Source organism: Kitasatospora terrestris (assembly GCF_039542905.1).
Classification (GTDB): Bacteria; Actinomycetota; Actinomycetes; order Streptomycetales; family Streptomycetaceae; genus Kitasatospora; species Kitasatospora terrestris.
The window spans coordinates 5866959-5881093 of record NZ_BAABIS010000001.1 but is presented as its reverse complement, the minus strand read 5'-3'; the positions used below and the strand labels follow the sequence as shown (position 1 = coordinate 5881093).

Genomic DNA, 14135 nt, shown 5'->3' with positions numbered 1-14135 from the left:
GGACCCTGAGTGAGGACACGCACGCATGCGGGCTGCCCCGTACGTGCTGGGCGCCGTCGCGGGCTATCTCGCGGACGCGCGGCTCGGCGATCCCCGGCGCGGCCATCCGGTCGCCCTGTTCGGCAGTGCCGCGTCCCGCCTGGAGCGGGCGCTGTGGCGTGACCACCGGGGAGCCGGCGCGCTCTACACCGCCGCCTGCGTGGGGACGGTCGCGGCCGGCGCGCTGGCCGCCGAGCGGGCCCTGCGGCACCGGCCGGTCGGCCGGGCGGCCCTGGCGGCGGGGGCGGCGTTCACGGTGCTCGGCGGGACCTCGCTGACCCGGGAGGCGCGGACCGTCGGCCGGGCCCTGGAGTCGGGTGACCTCGCGGCGGCCCGGGAGCGGCTGCCGCACCTGTGCGGACGGGACCCGAGCGCGCTGGACGGGCAGCAGATCGCCCGCGCGGTGGTCGAGTCGGTGGCCGAGAACACCGCGGACGCGGTGGTCAACGCCCTGGTGTGGGGCGCGGTCGCGGGCGCGCCGGGCCTGCTGGCGTTCCGGGCGGTCAACACGCTGGACGCGATGGTCGGTCACAAGTCGCCGCGGCACCGCCGGTTCGGCTGGGCCTCCGCCCGCCTGGACGACGTCGCGGGCTGGCCGGGCGCCCGGCTGACCGCGCTGCTGACGGTCGCGGCCGCGCCGTCCCCGGCCGGCGCGTGGCGGGTCTGGCGGCGCGACGGCTCCTCGCACCCGAGCCCGAACGCGGGCCAGGCGGAGTCGGCGTTCGCGGGCGGGCTGGGCGTGCGGCTCGGCGGCACCCTCGCGTACGGCACCCGGGTCGAGCACCGGCCGGTGCTCGGCGGGGAGTTGCGGCCGGTGGCGGTCGCGGACATCGAACGGGCCTGCCGGCTGTCCCGGCGGGTCGGCGCCCTGGCGCTGGCGGTCACGGTCGGCGCACGGGCGCTGCTGAAGGGAGGCGGGCGTGGGTAACGCCCTGCTGGTCGCGGGAACGACCTCGGACGCGGGCAAGAGCGTGGTCACGGCGGGCATCTGCCGCTGGCTGGCCCGGCAGGGCGTGCGGGTGGCGCCGTTCAAGGCGCAGAACATGTCGCTGAACTCCTTCGTCACCGCCGACGGCGCGGAGATCGGCCGGGCGCAGGCCATGCAGGCGCAGGCCGCCCGGGTCGAGCCGGAGGCGGCGATGAACCCGGTGCTGCTCAAGCCCGGCGCGGACGCCCGCAGCCAGGTGGTGCTGCTCGGCAAGCCGGTCGCCGAGGTCGGCGCGCTGGACTACCGGGAGCGCAAGCCGTACCTGCTGGAGCGCTCGCTGGAGTGCCTGGCCGACCTGCGCGGCCGGTACGAGGTGGTGATCTGCGAGGGCGCCGGTTCGCCCGCCGAGATCAACCTGCGGGACCGGGACATCGCCAACATGGGCCTGGCCACGGCGGCGAAGCTGCCGGTGGTGGTGGTCGGCGACATCGACCGCGGCGGCGTCTTCGCCGCGATGTACGGGACGCTGGCGCTGCTGTCCGCACAGGACCAGGCGCTGGTGGCGGGCTGGTTCGTCAACAAGTTCCGCGGCGACGCGCGGCTGCTGGCGCCCGGCCTGGAGATGCTGCGCGAGCTGACCGGCCGTCCGGTGCTGGGCACGCTGCCGATGCTGAGCGGCCTGTGGCTGGACGCCGAGGACTCGCTGGACCTCACCACCGTGGTGGAGTCCGGCGCGAGCGCCGGACCGGTCGGCGCGGACGTGCTGCGGGTGGCCGTGGTGCGCTTCCCGCGGCTGTCGAACTTCACCGACCTGGACGCGCTGGCGCAGGAGCCGGGCGTGCTGGTCCGCTGGGCGACCCGCCCGGAGGAGCTGGCCGACGCCGACCTGGTGGTGCTGCCCGGCACCCGGGCCACCGTCGCGGACCTGGCGTGGCTGCGCGAGCGCGGCATGGAGGCGCCGCTCAAGGCACGGGCGGCGGCCGGACGGCCGGTGCTCGGCGTGTGCGGCGGCTACCAGATGCTCGGCCGGGAGATCGTCGACGAGGTGGAGTCCAGGACCGGCGGCGCCGAGGGACTCGGCCTGCTGCCGACCCGGGTGGTGTTCGGCCGGGAGAAGGTGCTGGCCCGCCCGGTCGGCGAGGCGTACGGGGAGCGGGTCGAGGGGTACGAGATCCACCACGGCGTGGTGACGGTCGACGACTCGGCGGAGGAGGCGTTCCTGGACGGGTGCCGGGTGGGCGCGGTGTGGGGCACGACCTGGCACGGCGCGCTGGAGAACGACGGCTTCCGCCGGGCGTTCCTGCGCGAGGTGGCGGCCGTCTCCGGCCGGGCGTTCGTGCCCGCGCCGGACGTCTCCTTCGCCGCCGCCCGCGAGGAGCGCCTCGACCGCCTCGGCGACCTGATCGAGGAGCACGCGGACACCGACGCGCTGTGGAAGCTGATCGAGGGCGGAGCGCCGGCCGGAATGCCGTTCGTGCCGCCAGGAGCCATTGGGGAGTCCGGCAAGTGACCGACGTCCGTTACCCGTTCACCGCGATCGTCGGAATGTCCGACCTGCGGCTGGGCCTGCTGCTCAACGCCGTCTCCCCCGCCGTCGGCGGCGTGCTGGTGCGCGGCGAGAAGGGCACCGCGAAGTCCACCATGGTGCGCGCGCTGGCCGGCCTGCTGCCGGAGATCGCCACCGTGCCCGGCTGCCGCTTCGCCTGCGACCCCGCCGCGCCCGACCCGCAGTGCCCCGACGGCCCGCACGACGCGGCCGCCGCCGACCTGCGGCCCGCCCAGCTGGTCGAACTGCCGGTCGGCGTCTCCGAGGACCGCGTGGTCGGCTCCCTCGACCTGGAGCGCGCGCTCGCCGAGGGCGTCAAGGCGTACGAGCCCGGCCTGCTGGCCAAGGCGCACCGCGGCGTGCTGTACATCGACGAGGTCAACCTGCTCCAGGACCACCTGGTCGACCTGCTGCTGGACGCGGCCGCGATGGGCCGCTCGTACGTCGAGCGCGAGGGCGTCTCGGTGCGGCACGCGGCCCGCTTCCTGCTGGTCGGCACGATGAACCCGGAGGAGGGCGAGCTGCGGCCGCAGCTGCTCGACCGCTTCGGCCTCACCGTGGAGATCGCCGCCACCCGGGACGCCGCCGAGCGCGCCGAGGTGGTCCGCCGCCGGCTCGCCTACGACGCCGACCCGGCCGGCTTCGCCGCGCGGTTCGCGGTGGAGGAGCGGGAGCTGGCGGAGCGGATCACCGCGGCCCGCGCGCTGCTGCCCTCGGTCGAGCTGACCGACGGCGCGCTGCGGCAGATCACCGCGGTGTGCGCCGCGTTCGAGGTGGACGGGCTGCGTGCGGACATCGTGATGGCCCGCACCGCCGTCGCGCTGGCCGCCTGGGCGGGCCGCACCGAGGTGCTGGAGGAGGACGTCCGCAAGGCCGCGCAGCTGGCGCTGCCGCACCGGCGGCGGCGCAACCCCTTCGACGCGCCCGGCCTGGACGAGGAGCAGCTCGACCGGACGCTCGCCGAGCACGCCCCCGAGCCGGAGGCCCCGGACAAGGACCCCGACGAGGGCCCCGAGGACGACGGGCCCGGCGACGGCGGCCCCGGCCCGGACGGCGGCGGCCCGGACGGCGGCGCGCCCGAGCCCGCGGACGCCCCGGACGGCTCCGCCGCGCCCGACCCGACCGCACCCGCCGACCCGACCGCGCCCGCCGAGCCCACCGCGCCCGGGGACGCCGTGCCGCCGCAGGGCCCCGGCCCCGGGCCGAAGGAGACCGCCCCGGTCGGCGCCGGCGACCCGTACCGGACCCGGCTGTTCAAGGTCGACGGCACCGGACGCGGCGCGCAGGGCCGCCGCTCCCCCGCCGAGACGGACGCCGGGCACACCATCCGCGCCCGCCGCCCGCAGGGCCGGCTCGCCCGGCTGCACCTGGCCGCCACCCTGCAGGCCGCCGCCCCGCACCAGGTGGCGCGCGGACGCGACGCCCGGGCCCTGGTGCTGCACAAGGACGACTTCCGCGAGCAGGTGCGGCGGGGCCGGGAGTCCAACCTGGTGCTGTTCGTGGTGGACGCCTCCGGCTCGATGGCGGCCCGGCAGCGGATGACCGCCGTCAAGGGCGCCGTGCTCTCCCTGCTGATGGACGCCTACCAGCGCCGCGACAAGATCGGCATGGTGACCTTCCGCGGCACCGGCGCCGACCTGGCGCTCCCGCCCACCTCCTCGGTGGAGGTCGGCGCCGCCCGCCTGGAACAGCTGCCCACCGGCGGGCGCACCCCGCTCGCCGCCGGGCTGCTGCGCGCCCACGAGGTGCTGCGGATCGAGCGGATGCGCGACCCGAACCGCCGCCCGCTGCTGGTCGTCGTCACCGACGGCCGGGCCACCGGCGGCCGCGACGCCCTCGCGCAGTCCCAGCGGGCGGCCGGGCTGCTCGCCGCCCAGGGCATCGCCTCCGTGGTGCTGGACTGCGAGTCCGGCCCGGTCCGGCTCGGCCTCGCCCGCACCCTGGCCGGCCACCTCGGCGCCACCGCCGTCACCCTGGACGAGCTGCGCGCCGAGGGCGTCGCCTCGCTCGTCCGCGACTCCCGCTCCGCCTCCTCCCACTCCTCCGCTCCGCGAAAGGCGGCCTGATCCGCTATGCCCAAGGGTGTTGCCGAGAACGTCCCCGACGACGGCCTGACGACCCGCCAGCGCCGCACGCTGCCGATCACCGCCGTGCACACCGGCCCCGGCAAGGGCAAGTCCACCGCCGCCTTCGGGATGGCGCTGCGGGCCTGGAACCAGGGCTGGCCGGTCGGGGTGTTCCAGTTCGTCAAGTCCGCCAAGTGGAAGGTCGGCGAGGAGAACGCGCTGCGCGTGCTCGGCGCCTCCGGCGAGGGCGGCACCGTCGACTGGCACAAGATGGGCTCCGGCTGGTCCTGGATCCAGCGCACCAGCGAGGCCGAGATGTCCAGCGAGGAAGCCGCCAAGGAGGGCTGGGAGCAGGTCAAGCGCGACCTCGCCGCCGAGACCTACCGCTTCTACGTGCTCGACGAGTTCACCTACCCGATGCACTGGGGGTGGATCGACGCCGACGAGGTGGTCGCCGTCCTCAAGGACCGCCCCGGCAGCCAGCACGTGGTGATCACCGGCCGGTACGCGCCCGAGGCGCTCACCGACTACGCCGACCTGGTCACCGAGATGACCAAGGTCAAGCACCCCATGGACGCCGGCCGCAAGGGCCAGCGCGGTATCGAGTGGTAGTTCGTTGAACCCGTTGAGCAGCATCCCCCGCCTCGTGATCGCCGCGCCCTCCTCCGGCGCGGGCAAGACCACCGTCGCCACCGGCCTGATGGCGGCCCTCCGTTCGCGCGGACTGGAGGTCTCGCCGCACAAGGTCGGCCCGGACTACATCGACCCCGGCTACCACGCGCTGGCCGCCGGCCGGCCCGGCCGCAACCTCGACGCCTACATGTGCGGGACCGAGCGGATCGCCCCGCTCTTCCTGCACGGCGCCGCGGGCGCCGACGTCGCCGTGGTCGAAGGGGTCATGGGCCTGTACGACGGAGCCGCCGGACAGGGCGAGTTGGCGTCCACCGCACAGGTCGCCAAGCTGCTCAGGGCCCCCGTGGTGCTGGTCGTCGACGCCTCCTCGCAGTCCCGCTCGGTCGCCGCCCTCGTCCACGGCTTCGCCTCCTGGGACCCGGAGGTGCGGATCGCCGGCGTCATCCTCAACCGGGTCGCCTCCGACCGGCACGAACACCTGCTGCGCGAAGCCCTGGAAGAAGGCTCCGGAGTCCCCGTGCTCGGCGCCGTCCGCCGCGCCGAACAGGTCGCCACCCCCTCCCGCCACCTCGGCCTGATCCCCGCCGTCGAACGCTCCGCCGAAGCCCTCCGCGCCGTTTCCGACATGGGCGAACTCATCGCCGCCTCCGTCGACCTGGACGCCGTCCTCGCCCTCGCCCGCACCGCGCCACCACTGGCCGCCCAGCCATGGGACCCGGCCGCCGAGGTCGAACCGCCCACCGGCCCCCGGCCCCGGATCGCCCTCGCCGGCGGCGCGGCGTTCTCCTTCTCCTACGCCGAGAACGCCGAACTGCTCACCGCCGCCGGCGCCGACGTCGTCACCTTCGACCCGCTGCGCGACACCGAACTGCCCGCCGAAACCGCGGCGTTGGTGATCGGCGGCGGCTTCCCCGAGCTCTACGTCGGTGAACTCAGCGAGAACGCGCCCCTGCGCGCCGCCATCGCCGAACTCGCCCGCTCCGGCGCGCCGGTGGTCGCCGAATGCGCCGGACTCCTCTACCTGGGACAGGAGTTGGACGGAAAGCCGATGTGCGGCGTGCTCGACACCACGGCCCGGATGAGCGGCCGGCTCACCCTCGGCTACCGCGAGGCCGTCGCCCTCGCCGACAGCCCGCTCGCCGCCACCGGCACCCGGGTGCGCGGCCACGAGTTCCACCGCACCGTCACCGACCCCGGCGCCGGCGACCACCCCGCCTGGGGCTGGCGCACCCCCACCGGCCCCGTCACCGAGGGCTTCACCCAGGGCGCCGTCCACGCCTCCTACCTCCACCTCCACTGGGCCGGCACCCCCCACACCGCCACCCGCCTCGTCCGAGCAGCGGCGGGAGGCTATGAGGGCTCGCCGTAGAGGACTGGCTTGATCGGACACTTCAGGCCGCCCGGCGTGTTGATGCCCGCGTACCCGGCGCCGGTGACCGTGCGCCAGCCCTGGGAGTCGCAGTTGACGGGCGACAGGTGGACGTACTGGTACCCGGACACGTCCGGCAGCCGGGCGGTCAGTTCGAACGGCTTGCCGCCCGGTCGGCTGATCACCGTCTCCGCTGTGCCGCCGTTGACCTGGTAGTGGACGCGGTAGCGCCACTGGCAGTACGAACGGCTCGCGGTGGCCGTGATCAGGAACGCCACGCTCTCGTTGCGGTCGAGCGTGATGACCTTGGCCTCGGCACCCGTGAAGAACGGCTGCGCCGGCTTCCCGTCGGCGCCCGGAGCGCTCACGGTCAGCTTGGGTGCCGGGGAATCGATCACCGTGTCCAGCGTGATCACATCCTCGCCACCCTGCGGGTGCGCAACGATCAGGCTGCCGGGCAGCGGCGCCGTACAGCCCTCGGCCTCGAACTCAGGAACGATGTCCGTGATCCGCACCTGCTGGCTGGCCCGGCCCCTGAGCGTGATCATCCATTCCGAGCGCCCCACGTCGACCACATCGGCCGAGCGCTGCACGGCGCCGGTTCTGAATGACGCCGCCAGTTGCCCGTCCGGGTCGTGGCGAGACAGGAACTCACCGAGGTCTCGGACGTTCCTGACCTCGACGACCTGGATCGCGTTCTGCGGCGAGATCCGGTCGGGCAGGCTGTCGAGCGACAGGACGGTCTTCGCGGTGTCGACCAGCGTGTCCTGGAAGGTCACCGCCGCCGCGGCGAGGACGACGCCGGCGACCCAGCTCACCGGGCTCCTGGCGGCCCGCATCCAACGGCCCGCCCCGGCGTGCTCGGAGGGCTCGGCCGCCTCCGTCTCGGCGGGGGCCCCGACGGCCGCCGCGCTCTCCTCCGGAGCGGGTGCCGAGGCGCTCCCGCTCTCCTCCACCGGCTCGCCGCCAGACGTGCTCCGCCGCCTCGACGCGCGCTCCCCGAGCCTGCGCAACCGTTCCGCCCCCATGTCCCCGTCCTCCGTGTCGTCCTCCGGCTACGTACCGTACCGGCGGCGCCGGAGCACCGCCGTCATGCCCGCGAGGGCCAGGCCGGGAGCCCATCCCCAGACCGTGCCGAACCGCAGCGCCCGGCTGCCCGCCACCTCGAAGGCTGAGAGCTCGTGCGACCAGACGATCGGAGTGAGCGGACCGAACACCCAGACTTCCGCGGCCGCGGCGGCGAGGGACGCCAGGACGGTCACGCCCCAGCACTCCAGGATCAGCCGCGCGAGTGTCAGCCCGTCCACCCGGGCGGCGATCAGGCCCAATCCGACGGCGAGCAGCAGGAGCAGGACCGCGAAGACGCCGAGGGTGGCGAGCCACCCGGCGGTGGTCTCGGTGCGCAGCGGCCGCAGGCGCAGCGCCGGGTAGAGGACCCCGGCCAGCCGCCCGATCCACGGCGGAGGGAGGTACGGTCTCCACAGGTCGGGGTCGAAGGTGACCGACGTGTGGTCCATCCGCCGTACCTCGCCGTGCTGCAGGAGGCGGCCGCCCAGCAGGCCCAGCAGCAGGACGGGCAGCAGCGCGGCACTGACCGCGTCGCGGCGGTCGCGCCAGGACGCAGCGGGCACCCGTGGCGCGTCGTCCACCCGCTGCCCCAGGGACGCCAGCACCTCACGGACCGTCCGGTGACGGCTCATCAGCCACACCAGGAGGTACGAAGGCACCGCGAGCCAGCAGGTGACCAGCGCGAAGGCCAGCGGCGCCGCCGGTACCCGGCCCAGGTCGAGGCCCATCCTCTCGAACCGCTCCGCCGGCGACGACGTCACGCTCGGTTCCAGCGCGACCCGCAGCAGGTCGGCCGCCCCGGCGGCGAGCAGGACCGCCGCCGTCAGTGCGAGGACCGTGCGCAGTCGTGGCCGCAGGTCCGGTGCGGCGCGCAGGGCCGCGTAGCCGAGCACGGCGGACAGCGCGAGGAACAGCGCCTGCGGCAGCCACCCGGCCGGGCGGCCGGTGTCCAAGCTGTCGAAGCCACCCAGCTTCATTCCGAGGAGCGCGGCCTGCCCACCCGGATCGGTGAGCGGCCGCCCGGTCTTGAACTCGACCAGCGGGCGCAGCGCCAGCAGGCCCACCGCCTGGGCGAGGACGGTTCCACCGATGATCACGGCGGCCGGTAGTCGGTTCACGTCACCACTCCCCCGTGTGACAGTCCGTCGGTCCGGTCAGGCGGGCTTGGGGGCCTCGCCGGTGGTGGGGTGGGCGGTCTCCGAGTCGTAGAGGTCGGTGGTGGCGAGGCCGAGGGCGGCGCGGGCGGCCTTGGCCTTGGCGCCGCCGACGTGGCGGGCGGCCTCGACCAGTTCGTCCTCGATGGTGGCGGCGTCCTTGGCCGTGCGGGCGGCCTCCAGGTGCTTCTTCATCTCGCGGCACTCGGCGACCAGGTCGGCCACCGGCTGCTTCGCGGAGGCGCTCCAGCTGACCCCCTCGAGCTTGGCGATCTCGATGGTGACCGCGTCGGAGACATTGTCGGCCCAGCGGCGGTAGCCGTCGGGGTCGTCGGCGACCTCCTCCTCGTCGGGGCCGTTGGCCCAGACCCGGTTGAACGGGTTGACCGCCGAGAGGTAGCCGACCTGCTCGGAGTTGAGGTTCAGCCGGTCGTTGCGCAGCGAGCCGGTGGTCGGGCCCTTGTCGTCGACGAAGAAGCAGACCGCACGGTTGCCGCTGGTGCGCTTCCAACTGCGCTTGTCGGGGTAGAAGTAGTGGACGGCGACGGTGGAGGGGACGGCCCAGCTGTCCATGGCGTAGTCGTCCTGCTTGCGGTCGCACTCCAGGTCGGCGTCGGAGGTCACCCAGCTGTCACCCGGGTAGTCGGCCGGGCCGTTGAGGGTGTAGGTCCAGTACACCTCGCCGTAGTGCCGCTGGCTGCACGGGACGACGTCCACCGAGACGCCGTTGGTGCCGGTGCGGTCGAAGCACTCGCCGGTGTCCAGGTCGAAGGCGCTCTGCGGGCCCGCCGACCGGGCCGAGGACCCGAATGGGTCCGGGTCGCGGCCGTCCTCGATGATCGCGATGCCGAGGCCGACGGCGATCAGGAGCGCCCAGATCGAGGACAGCACGAGGCCCGCGACCGCCAGGCCCTTGCCGCGCTGGCCGGTGCGCTTGATCGCGCCGAGCGCGGCGATGCCGAAGCCGATGCCGCCGAGGAAGAGCAGGCAGGCGAAGCCGAAGACGCCCATCACGAAGGAGGTGATCGCGAAGCCGCTCCAGCCCGGGTCGAGGGGCTGCTGCCAACCGCCCGGGTAGCCGGGGTAGCCCGGGTACGGCTGCGGCTGGCCGCCCGCCCACGGGTTCAGCGGCGGGGGCGGGGTGCCGGGGCCGCCAACCTGGTAGGGCGGGTACGCCTGGGCGCCGCCGGGGTGGGCCGGGGCGGGCGCCTGCGGGTAGGCGTCGTACGGGGAGGCGTCGTACGGGGAGGGCGGGGTCGTGCCGAACGGCGACGGGGCCGGCTCGGGGAACGACGGCGCCGGCGCGGCCCAGTCGGCCGCGGGGGGCGTCGGGTCGGCCGGAGGGGCCGGGTCCGGGGTCGGGTCCGCCGACGGGACCGGGGTCGGGTCCGGGGTCGGGTCCGCAGGTGGGGCGGGGGACGGCTCCGCGGGCGGGGTCGGCTCCGGGTCGGGCAGCATGGCGGTTCCCCCTGGTACGGAACGGTTCGTCGGCTGCGCGAATATAGCCGGTCCTCCTCCGGGTCAACCAATGGATAGTGGAGTGTTTATTGCATGCAATGCATGCGGTGCATACGATGGCGCCCATGCGGACCGAGACGGCGCACGCCCGCCTGCGCGAGCTGATCCTGGACGGCGGGTACCCGCCGGGTGCCCGGCTGACCGAGCTGGAGGTCGCGGCCGCGCTGGAGATGAGCCGCACCCCGGTCCGGGAGGCGTTCCGGGCGCTCGCCGCCGACGGGCTGGTGGAGGCCGCCGGGCGGGGTGTCCGGGTGGTCGCCCTGGACGCGGAGGCACTGGGGCACGGCTACCGGGTCCGGGCCGCGCTGGAGGGGCTGGCCGCCGAGCTCGCGGCCGAGCGGCAGCGCGCCGGCCGGCTCGCCCCCGCCGACCTGGACGACCTGGACGCGCTCGCCGACCGCACCCACCGGGCCACCGCCGAGGGCCGGCTCACCGAGGCGGTCCGGCTCAACCGCCGCTTCCACCGGCGGATCGCCGAGCTGGCCGCCAACCCGATCGCCCTGCACACCCTGGACCGGCTGTGGGACCGGCTGCAGGTCTCCACCCGCACCTCGCTGACCCCGCCGGGCCGCACCGGACTGGTCGACGACCAGCACCGCGAGCTGCTCGCCGCGATCCGGGCCGGCGATCCGGCCGGCGCCCACGCGGCGGCCCGCCGGCACGTCCTGGACACCGGCACCGCCCACCGCGCCACAGCTGCCCCCACCGCCGCCGCCGACGACGACGACACGGAGTGACCGCCATGCCCAAGCCGCACCACTACGACGTCCGCGTCACCTGGACCGGCAACACCGGTACCGGGACCGACAGTTACCGCAGTTACGAGCGGGCGCACGACATCACCGCGGCGGGCGTCCCGCCGATCCTCGGCAGCGCCGACCCGACCTTCCGCGGCGACCCCGCCCGGTGGAACCCGGAGCAGTTGCTGCTCGCGGCGCTCTCCCAGTGCCACATGATGTCGTACCTGCACCAGTGCGCCGTCAACGGCGTGGTGGTCACCTCGTACGTGGACGACGCCGCCGCGACGATGGTGGTCGCGGGCGGCGGCGGGCACTTCACCGAGGCGGTGCTGCGGCCGCGCATCGAGATCGCCGAGGAGTCGATGCGCGAGCGCGCGCTCGCCCTGCACGGCCCGGCCCGGGACGCCTGCTTCATCGCCGCCTCGGTCAACTTCCCGGTGCACCACGAGCCTTCGATCACCGTGGCGGGCACCGCCTGACCCTGGCCGGGCCCGGTGGCGACCGGGCCCGGCCGGGTCAGCCCAGGTCGCGGCGGGCCAGTCCGGCCAGGCCGGCGGCGGCCAGGGCGGCGGCGAGCGCGGTCAGCCAGAGCAGCGGCGTCGCGCTCAGCGCGCCGCCGGGCAGGTGCGGGGTGTGGGTGAACGGCGAGAGGTCGAGCACCCGGGCGTCCAGGCGCAGGACGGGGCCGAGCCAGGCGATCAGGACGAAGCCGCCCAGCACGCCCCAGCCCGCCGCGGTCCACTGCGGCAGCAGGCCGTACAGGGCCAGCGCCGCGGCCGCGGTCAGCCACACCGCCGGGAGTTGGGCCAGCGCCGCGCCCAGCAGCCGCAGCGGCTCACCGCCGTCCACGGAGCCGCCGACGGCGGCCCGGACGGCCAGCCCGGCGGACAGCCCGGCGACCGCCAGCAGCACGGCCGTGCCGAGCAGCGGGAAGAGCAGGTGACCGGCGGCCCAGCGCAGCCGGGAGACCGCACCGGCCAGCACCGGTTCGGCCCGGCCCCCGACCTCCTCGGCGCGCAGCCGCAGCACCGCCTGGACGGCGTAACCCGCCGCGACCAGGCCGAACAGGTTGACGATCGAGGCGAGGTAGGCGTCCAGCACCTCCTGGCGTCCACCCAGCCTGGCCATCAGGTCGGCGAGTCGGTCGTTCCCGGCGACCAGGTCGACCACGCCCTTCGCCACCCCGCCGAACACCGCGCCGGCCAGTGCGAAGCCCGCGCACCAGCCCAGCAGCGCCCCGCGCTGCAGCCTGCGGGCCAGCGCGGCCTGGCCGTCCAGGCCCGGCGCCGCGGCCGCCGGTCCGGGGCGCTGCGGGAGCAGCCCGGCGCCGAGGTCGCGGCGGCCGGCGAGGGCGTACGCGGCGGCGGTCAGCGCCGCGGTCAGCGCGAGCGGGAGGGCCAGCACCCACCAGCGGTCGCCGCCGTACGGGCGCAGCTGCTCGGCCCAGCCGATCGGTGACAGCCAACTCGCCCAGGAGGTGGCGGAGTCGGCGTCCCCGATCGCGCGCAGGGCGAAGGCGGCGCCGAGTGCGGCGCCGGTGAGGCCGTTGGCGGCCCGCCCGGTCGCGGTGAGCTGGGCGGCGAGCGCGGCGACGGCCCCGAAGACCAGTCCGGTCGCGGCCAGTGCGAGGCCGAACGCGACGGCGCCGGTAAGGCGTTGGCCGGCCGCGAGCAGTCCGAGGGCGACCAGGGCGGCCACCGCGAGGTCGGCGATCAGCGCCGCCAGCAGGGCGGCGGTCAGCGGGGCCCGGCGGCCGACCGCGCCGGCGCCGATCAGCTCCAGCCGGCCGTCCTCCTCCTCGGCCCGGGTGTGCCGGACCACCAGCAGCGCCGACATCAGACCGGCGAGCACCGCACCGAAGACGCCCATCCGCCAGGCGGTCAGCCCGCCGACGCTGCCCGCGTCGAACACCGGCCCGTACAGGGCGCGCAGCGAGCCGTTGGCGGTGATGCCCGCGGCGAAGGTGCGGCGGGCCTGCTCGGTGCCGTACAGCGAGCGGAAGGAGAAGGCGGTGGAGACCGCCATCGCGGCGAGGGCGTAGACCCAGAGCGGCAGCGCGATCCGGTCCCGGCGCAGCGCGAGGCGGAGCAGGACGCCGGTGCCCGCCGTGGCGTTCACCGGGCCACCGCCGCGGGGGCGGCGGGCTCGTAGTGGCGCAGGAACAGCTCCTCCAGGGTGGGCGGGCGGCTGGTCAGGCTGCGCACCCCGGCGGCGGTCAGCGCCCGCAGCAGCTCGTCGAGCCGGTCGGCGTCGACCTGGCAGCTGAGCCGGGCCCCGTCGGCCAGGGCCTCGGTGCGGACGTCGTGGGCGTACGGCAACGGCGGCGGGGCGGTGGCGAGTTCGGCGACGACGGCGGTCCGGGTGAGGTGCCGCAGCTCGGCCAGGGTGCCGGTCTCGACGGTGCGACCCGCCCGGACGATGGACACCCGGTCGCACAGTGCCTCGACCTCGGTCAGCAGGTGGCTGGAGAGCAGGACGGTGGCGCCGCGCTCCCGGGCCTCGCGGACGCAGTCGCGGAACACCTCCTCCATCAGCGGGTCCAGGCCGGAGGTCGGCTCGTCCAGGACCAGCAGCTCCGCTTCGCCCGCGAACGCCGCGACCAGCGCGACCTTCTGCCGGTTGCCCTTGGAGTAGGCGCGGCCCTTCTTGGTGGGGTCGAGCTCGAAGCGGTCGAGCAGTTCGGCGCGGCGGGCCGGGGACGGCTCCCGCACCCCGCGCAGGCGCAGCAGCAGGTCGACCGCCTCGCCGCCGGTCAGGTTGCGCCACAGGGTGACGTCGCCCGGCACGTACGCCAGGCGCCGGTGCAGGGCGACCGCGTCGCGCCAGGGGTCGCCGCCGAGCAGGGAGGCGCGGCCGGCATCGACGCGCAGCAGGCCGAGCAGGGCGCGGATGGTGGTGGACTTGCCCGCGCCGTTCGGCCCGAGGAAGCCGTGGACCTCGCCCCGGGCGACGGTCAGGTCGAGCCCGTCGAGCGCACGCGTCCGGCCGAAGGTCTTCACCAGGCCGGTCACCGAGATGGCGGTCGTCATGGAACGACCGTACTCTCGATTCACAGATCCGTGAAGATACTGAAA

Annotated in this window: 12 protein-coding genes; 7 read left to right on the top strand and 5 right to left on the bottom strand. The window is 75.5% G+C overall.

The features are described from left to right. Nucleotides 1–25: 25 nt before the first annotated feature. The 5 genes from ABEB06_RS27000 to ABEB06_RS26980 are packed head-to-tail and all read left to right on the top strand — an operon-like array spanning nucleotide 26 to nucleotide 6581. Nucleotides 26–967, top strand: coding sequence for a cobalamin biosynthesis protein (locus ABEB06_RS27000; RefSeq protein ID WP_345699484.1), 942 nt, complete (start codon nucleotides 26–28; stop codon nucleotides 965–967). Further along, on the top strand, nucleotides 960–2477 hold the full coding sequence (locus ABEB06_RS26995; RefSeq protein ID WP_345699483.1) for a cobyric acid synthase: 1518 nt from the start codon (nucleotides 960–962) through the stop codon (nucleotides 2475–2477). The genes ABEB06_RS27000 and ABEB06_RS26995 overlap by 8 nt, the downstream gene beginning before the upstream one ends. Before the next feature lie 35 nt (nucleotides 2478–2512). Further along, nucleotides 2513–4579, top strand: coding sequence for a putative cobaltochelatase (locus tag ABEB06_RS26990; RefSeq protein ID WP_345702004.1), 2067 nt, complete (start codon nucleotides 2513–2515; stop codon nucleotides 4577–4579). A gap of 6 nt (nucleotides 4580–4585) precedes the next feature. Further along, a complete protein-coding gene (cobO, locus tag ABEB06_RS26985) occupies nucleotides 4586–5191 on the top strand; it encodes a cob(I)yrinic acid a,c-diamide adenosyltransferase (RefSeq protein WP_345699482.1) in 606 nt (201 codons plus the stop codon). Between the two features lie 13 nt (nucleotides 5192–5204). Then, nucleotides 5205–6581, top strand: a complete 1377-nt coding sequence (locus ABEB06_RS26980; RefSeq protein WP_345699481.1) for a cobyrinic acid a,c-diamide synthase CobB — start codon at nucleotides 5205–5207, stop codon at nucleotides 6579–6581. Here the strand turns inward: ABEB06_RS26980 and ABEB06_RS26975 are convergent. The 3 genes from ABEB06_RS26975 to ABEB06_RS26965 all read right to left on the bottom strand — a co-directional run bounded on the left by ABEB06_RS26975 (nucleotide 6563) and on the right by ABEB06_RS26965 (nucleotide 10261). Continuing rightward, nucleotides 6563–7399, bottom strand: coding sequence for a hypothetical protein (locus ABEB06_RS26975; protein ID WP_345699480.1), 837 nt, complete (start codon nucleotides 7397–7399; stop codon nucleotides 6563–6565). The genes ABEB06_RS26980 and ABEB06_RS26975 overlap by 19 nt on opposite strands. Before the next feature lie 237 nt (nucleotides 7400–7636). Further along, complete coding sequence (locus ABEB06_RS26970; protein WP_345699479.1) at nucleotides 7637–8767, bottom strand: hypothetical protein; 1131 nt, start codon at nucleotides 8765–8767, stop codon at nucleotides 7637–7639. 36 nt (nucleotides 8768–8803) lie between these two features. Then, nucleotides 8804–10261, bottom strand: coding sequence for a DUF4190 domain-containing protein (locus ABEB06_RS26965; protein ID WP_345699478.1), 1458 nt, complete (start codon nucleotides 10259–10261; stop codon nucleotides 8804–8806). A gap of 125 nt (nucleotides 10262–10386) precedes the next feature. Here ABEB06_RS26965 and ABEB06_RS26960 point away from each other — a divergent pair, with 125 nt between their 5' ends. Together ABEB06_RS26960 and ABEB06_RS26955 are read left to right on the top strand one after the other, a co-directional pair. Beyond that, nucleotides 10387–11058 carry a GntR family transcriptional regulator gene (locus ABEB06_RS26960; protein ID WP_345699477.1) on the top strand — a complete coding sequence of 224 codons (672 nt, stop codon included), beginning with the start codon at nucleotides 10387–10389 and terminating at the stop codon, nucleotides 11056–11058. Between the two features lie 5 nt (nucleotides 11059–11063). Next, nucleotides 11064–11540 carry an OsmC family protein gene (locus tag ABEB06_RS26955; RefSeq protein WP_345699476.1) on the top strand — a complete coding sequence of 159 codons (477 nt, stop codon included), beginning with the start codon at nucleotides 11064–11066 and terminating at the stop codon, nucleotides 11538–11540. A gap of 37 nt (nucleotides 11541–11577) precedes the next feature. Here the strand turns inward: ABEB06_RS26955 and ABEB06_RS26950 are convergent, their stop codons facing one another. Continuing rightward, the gene (locus tag ABEB06_RS26950) at nucleotides 11578–13179 is read right to left on the bottom strand and encodes an ABC transporter permease (RefSeq protein WP_345699475.1); all 1602 of its coding nucleotides are present in this window, start codon (nucleotides 13177–13179) and stop codon (nucleotides 11578–11580) included. Beyond that, nucleotides 13176–14090, bottom strand: a complete 915-nt coding sequence (locus ABEB06_RS26945) for an ABC transporter ATP-binding protein (RefSeq protein WP_345699474.1) — start codon at nucleotides 14088–14090, stop codon at nucleotides 13176–13178. Before ABEB06_RS26945 ends, ABEB06_RS26950 begins: the two co-directional genes overlap by 4 nt. Nucleotides 14091–14135 lie beyond the last annotated feature (45 nt).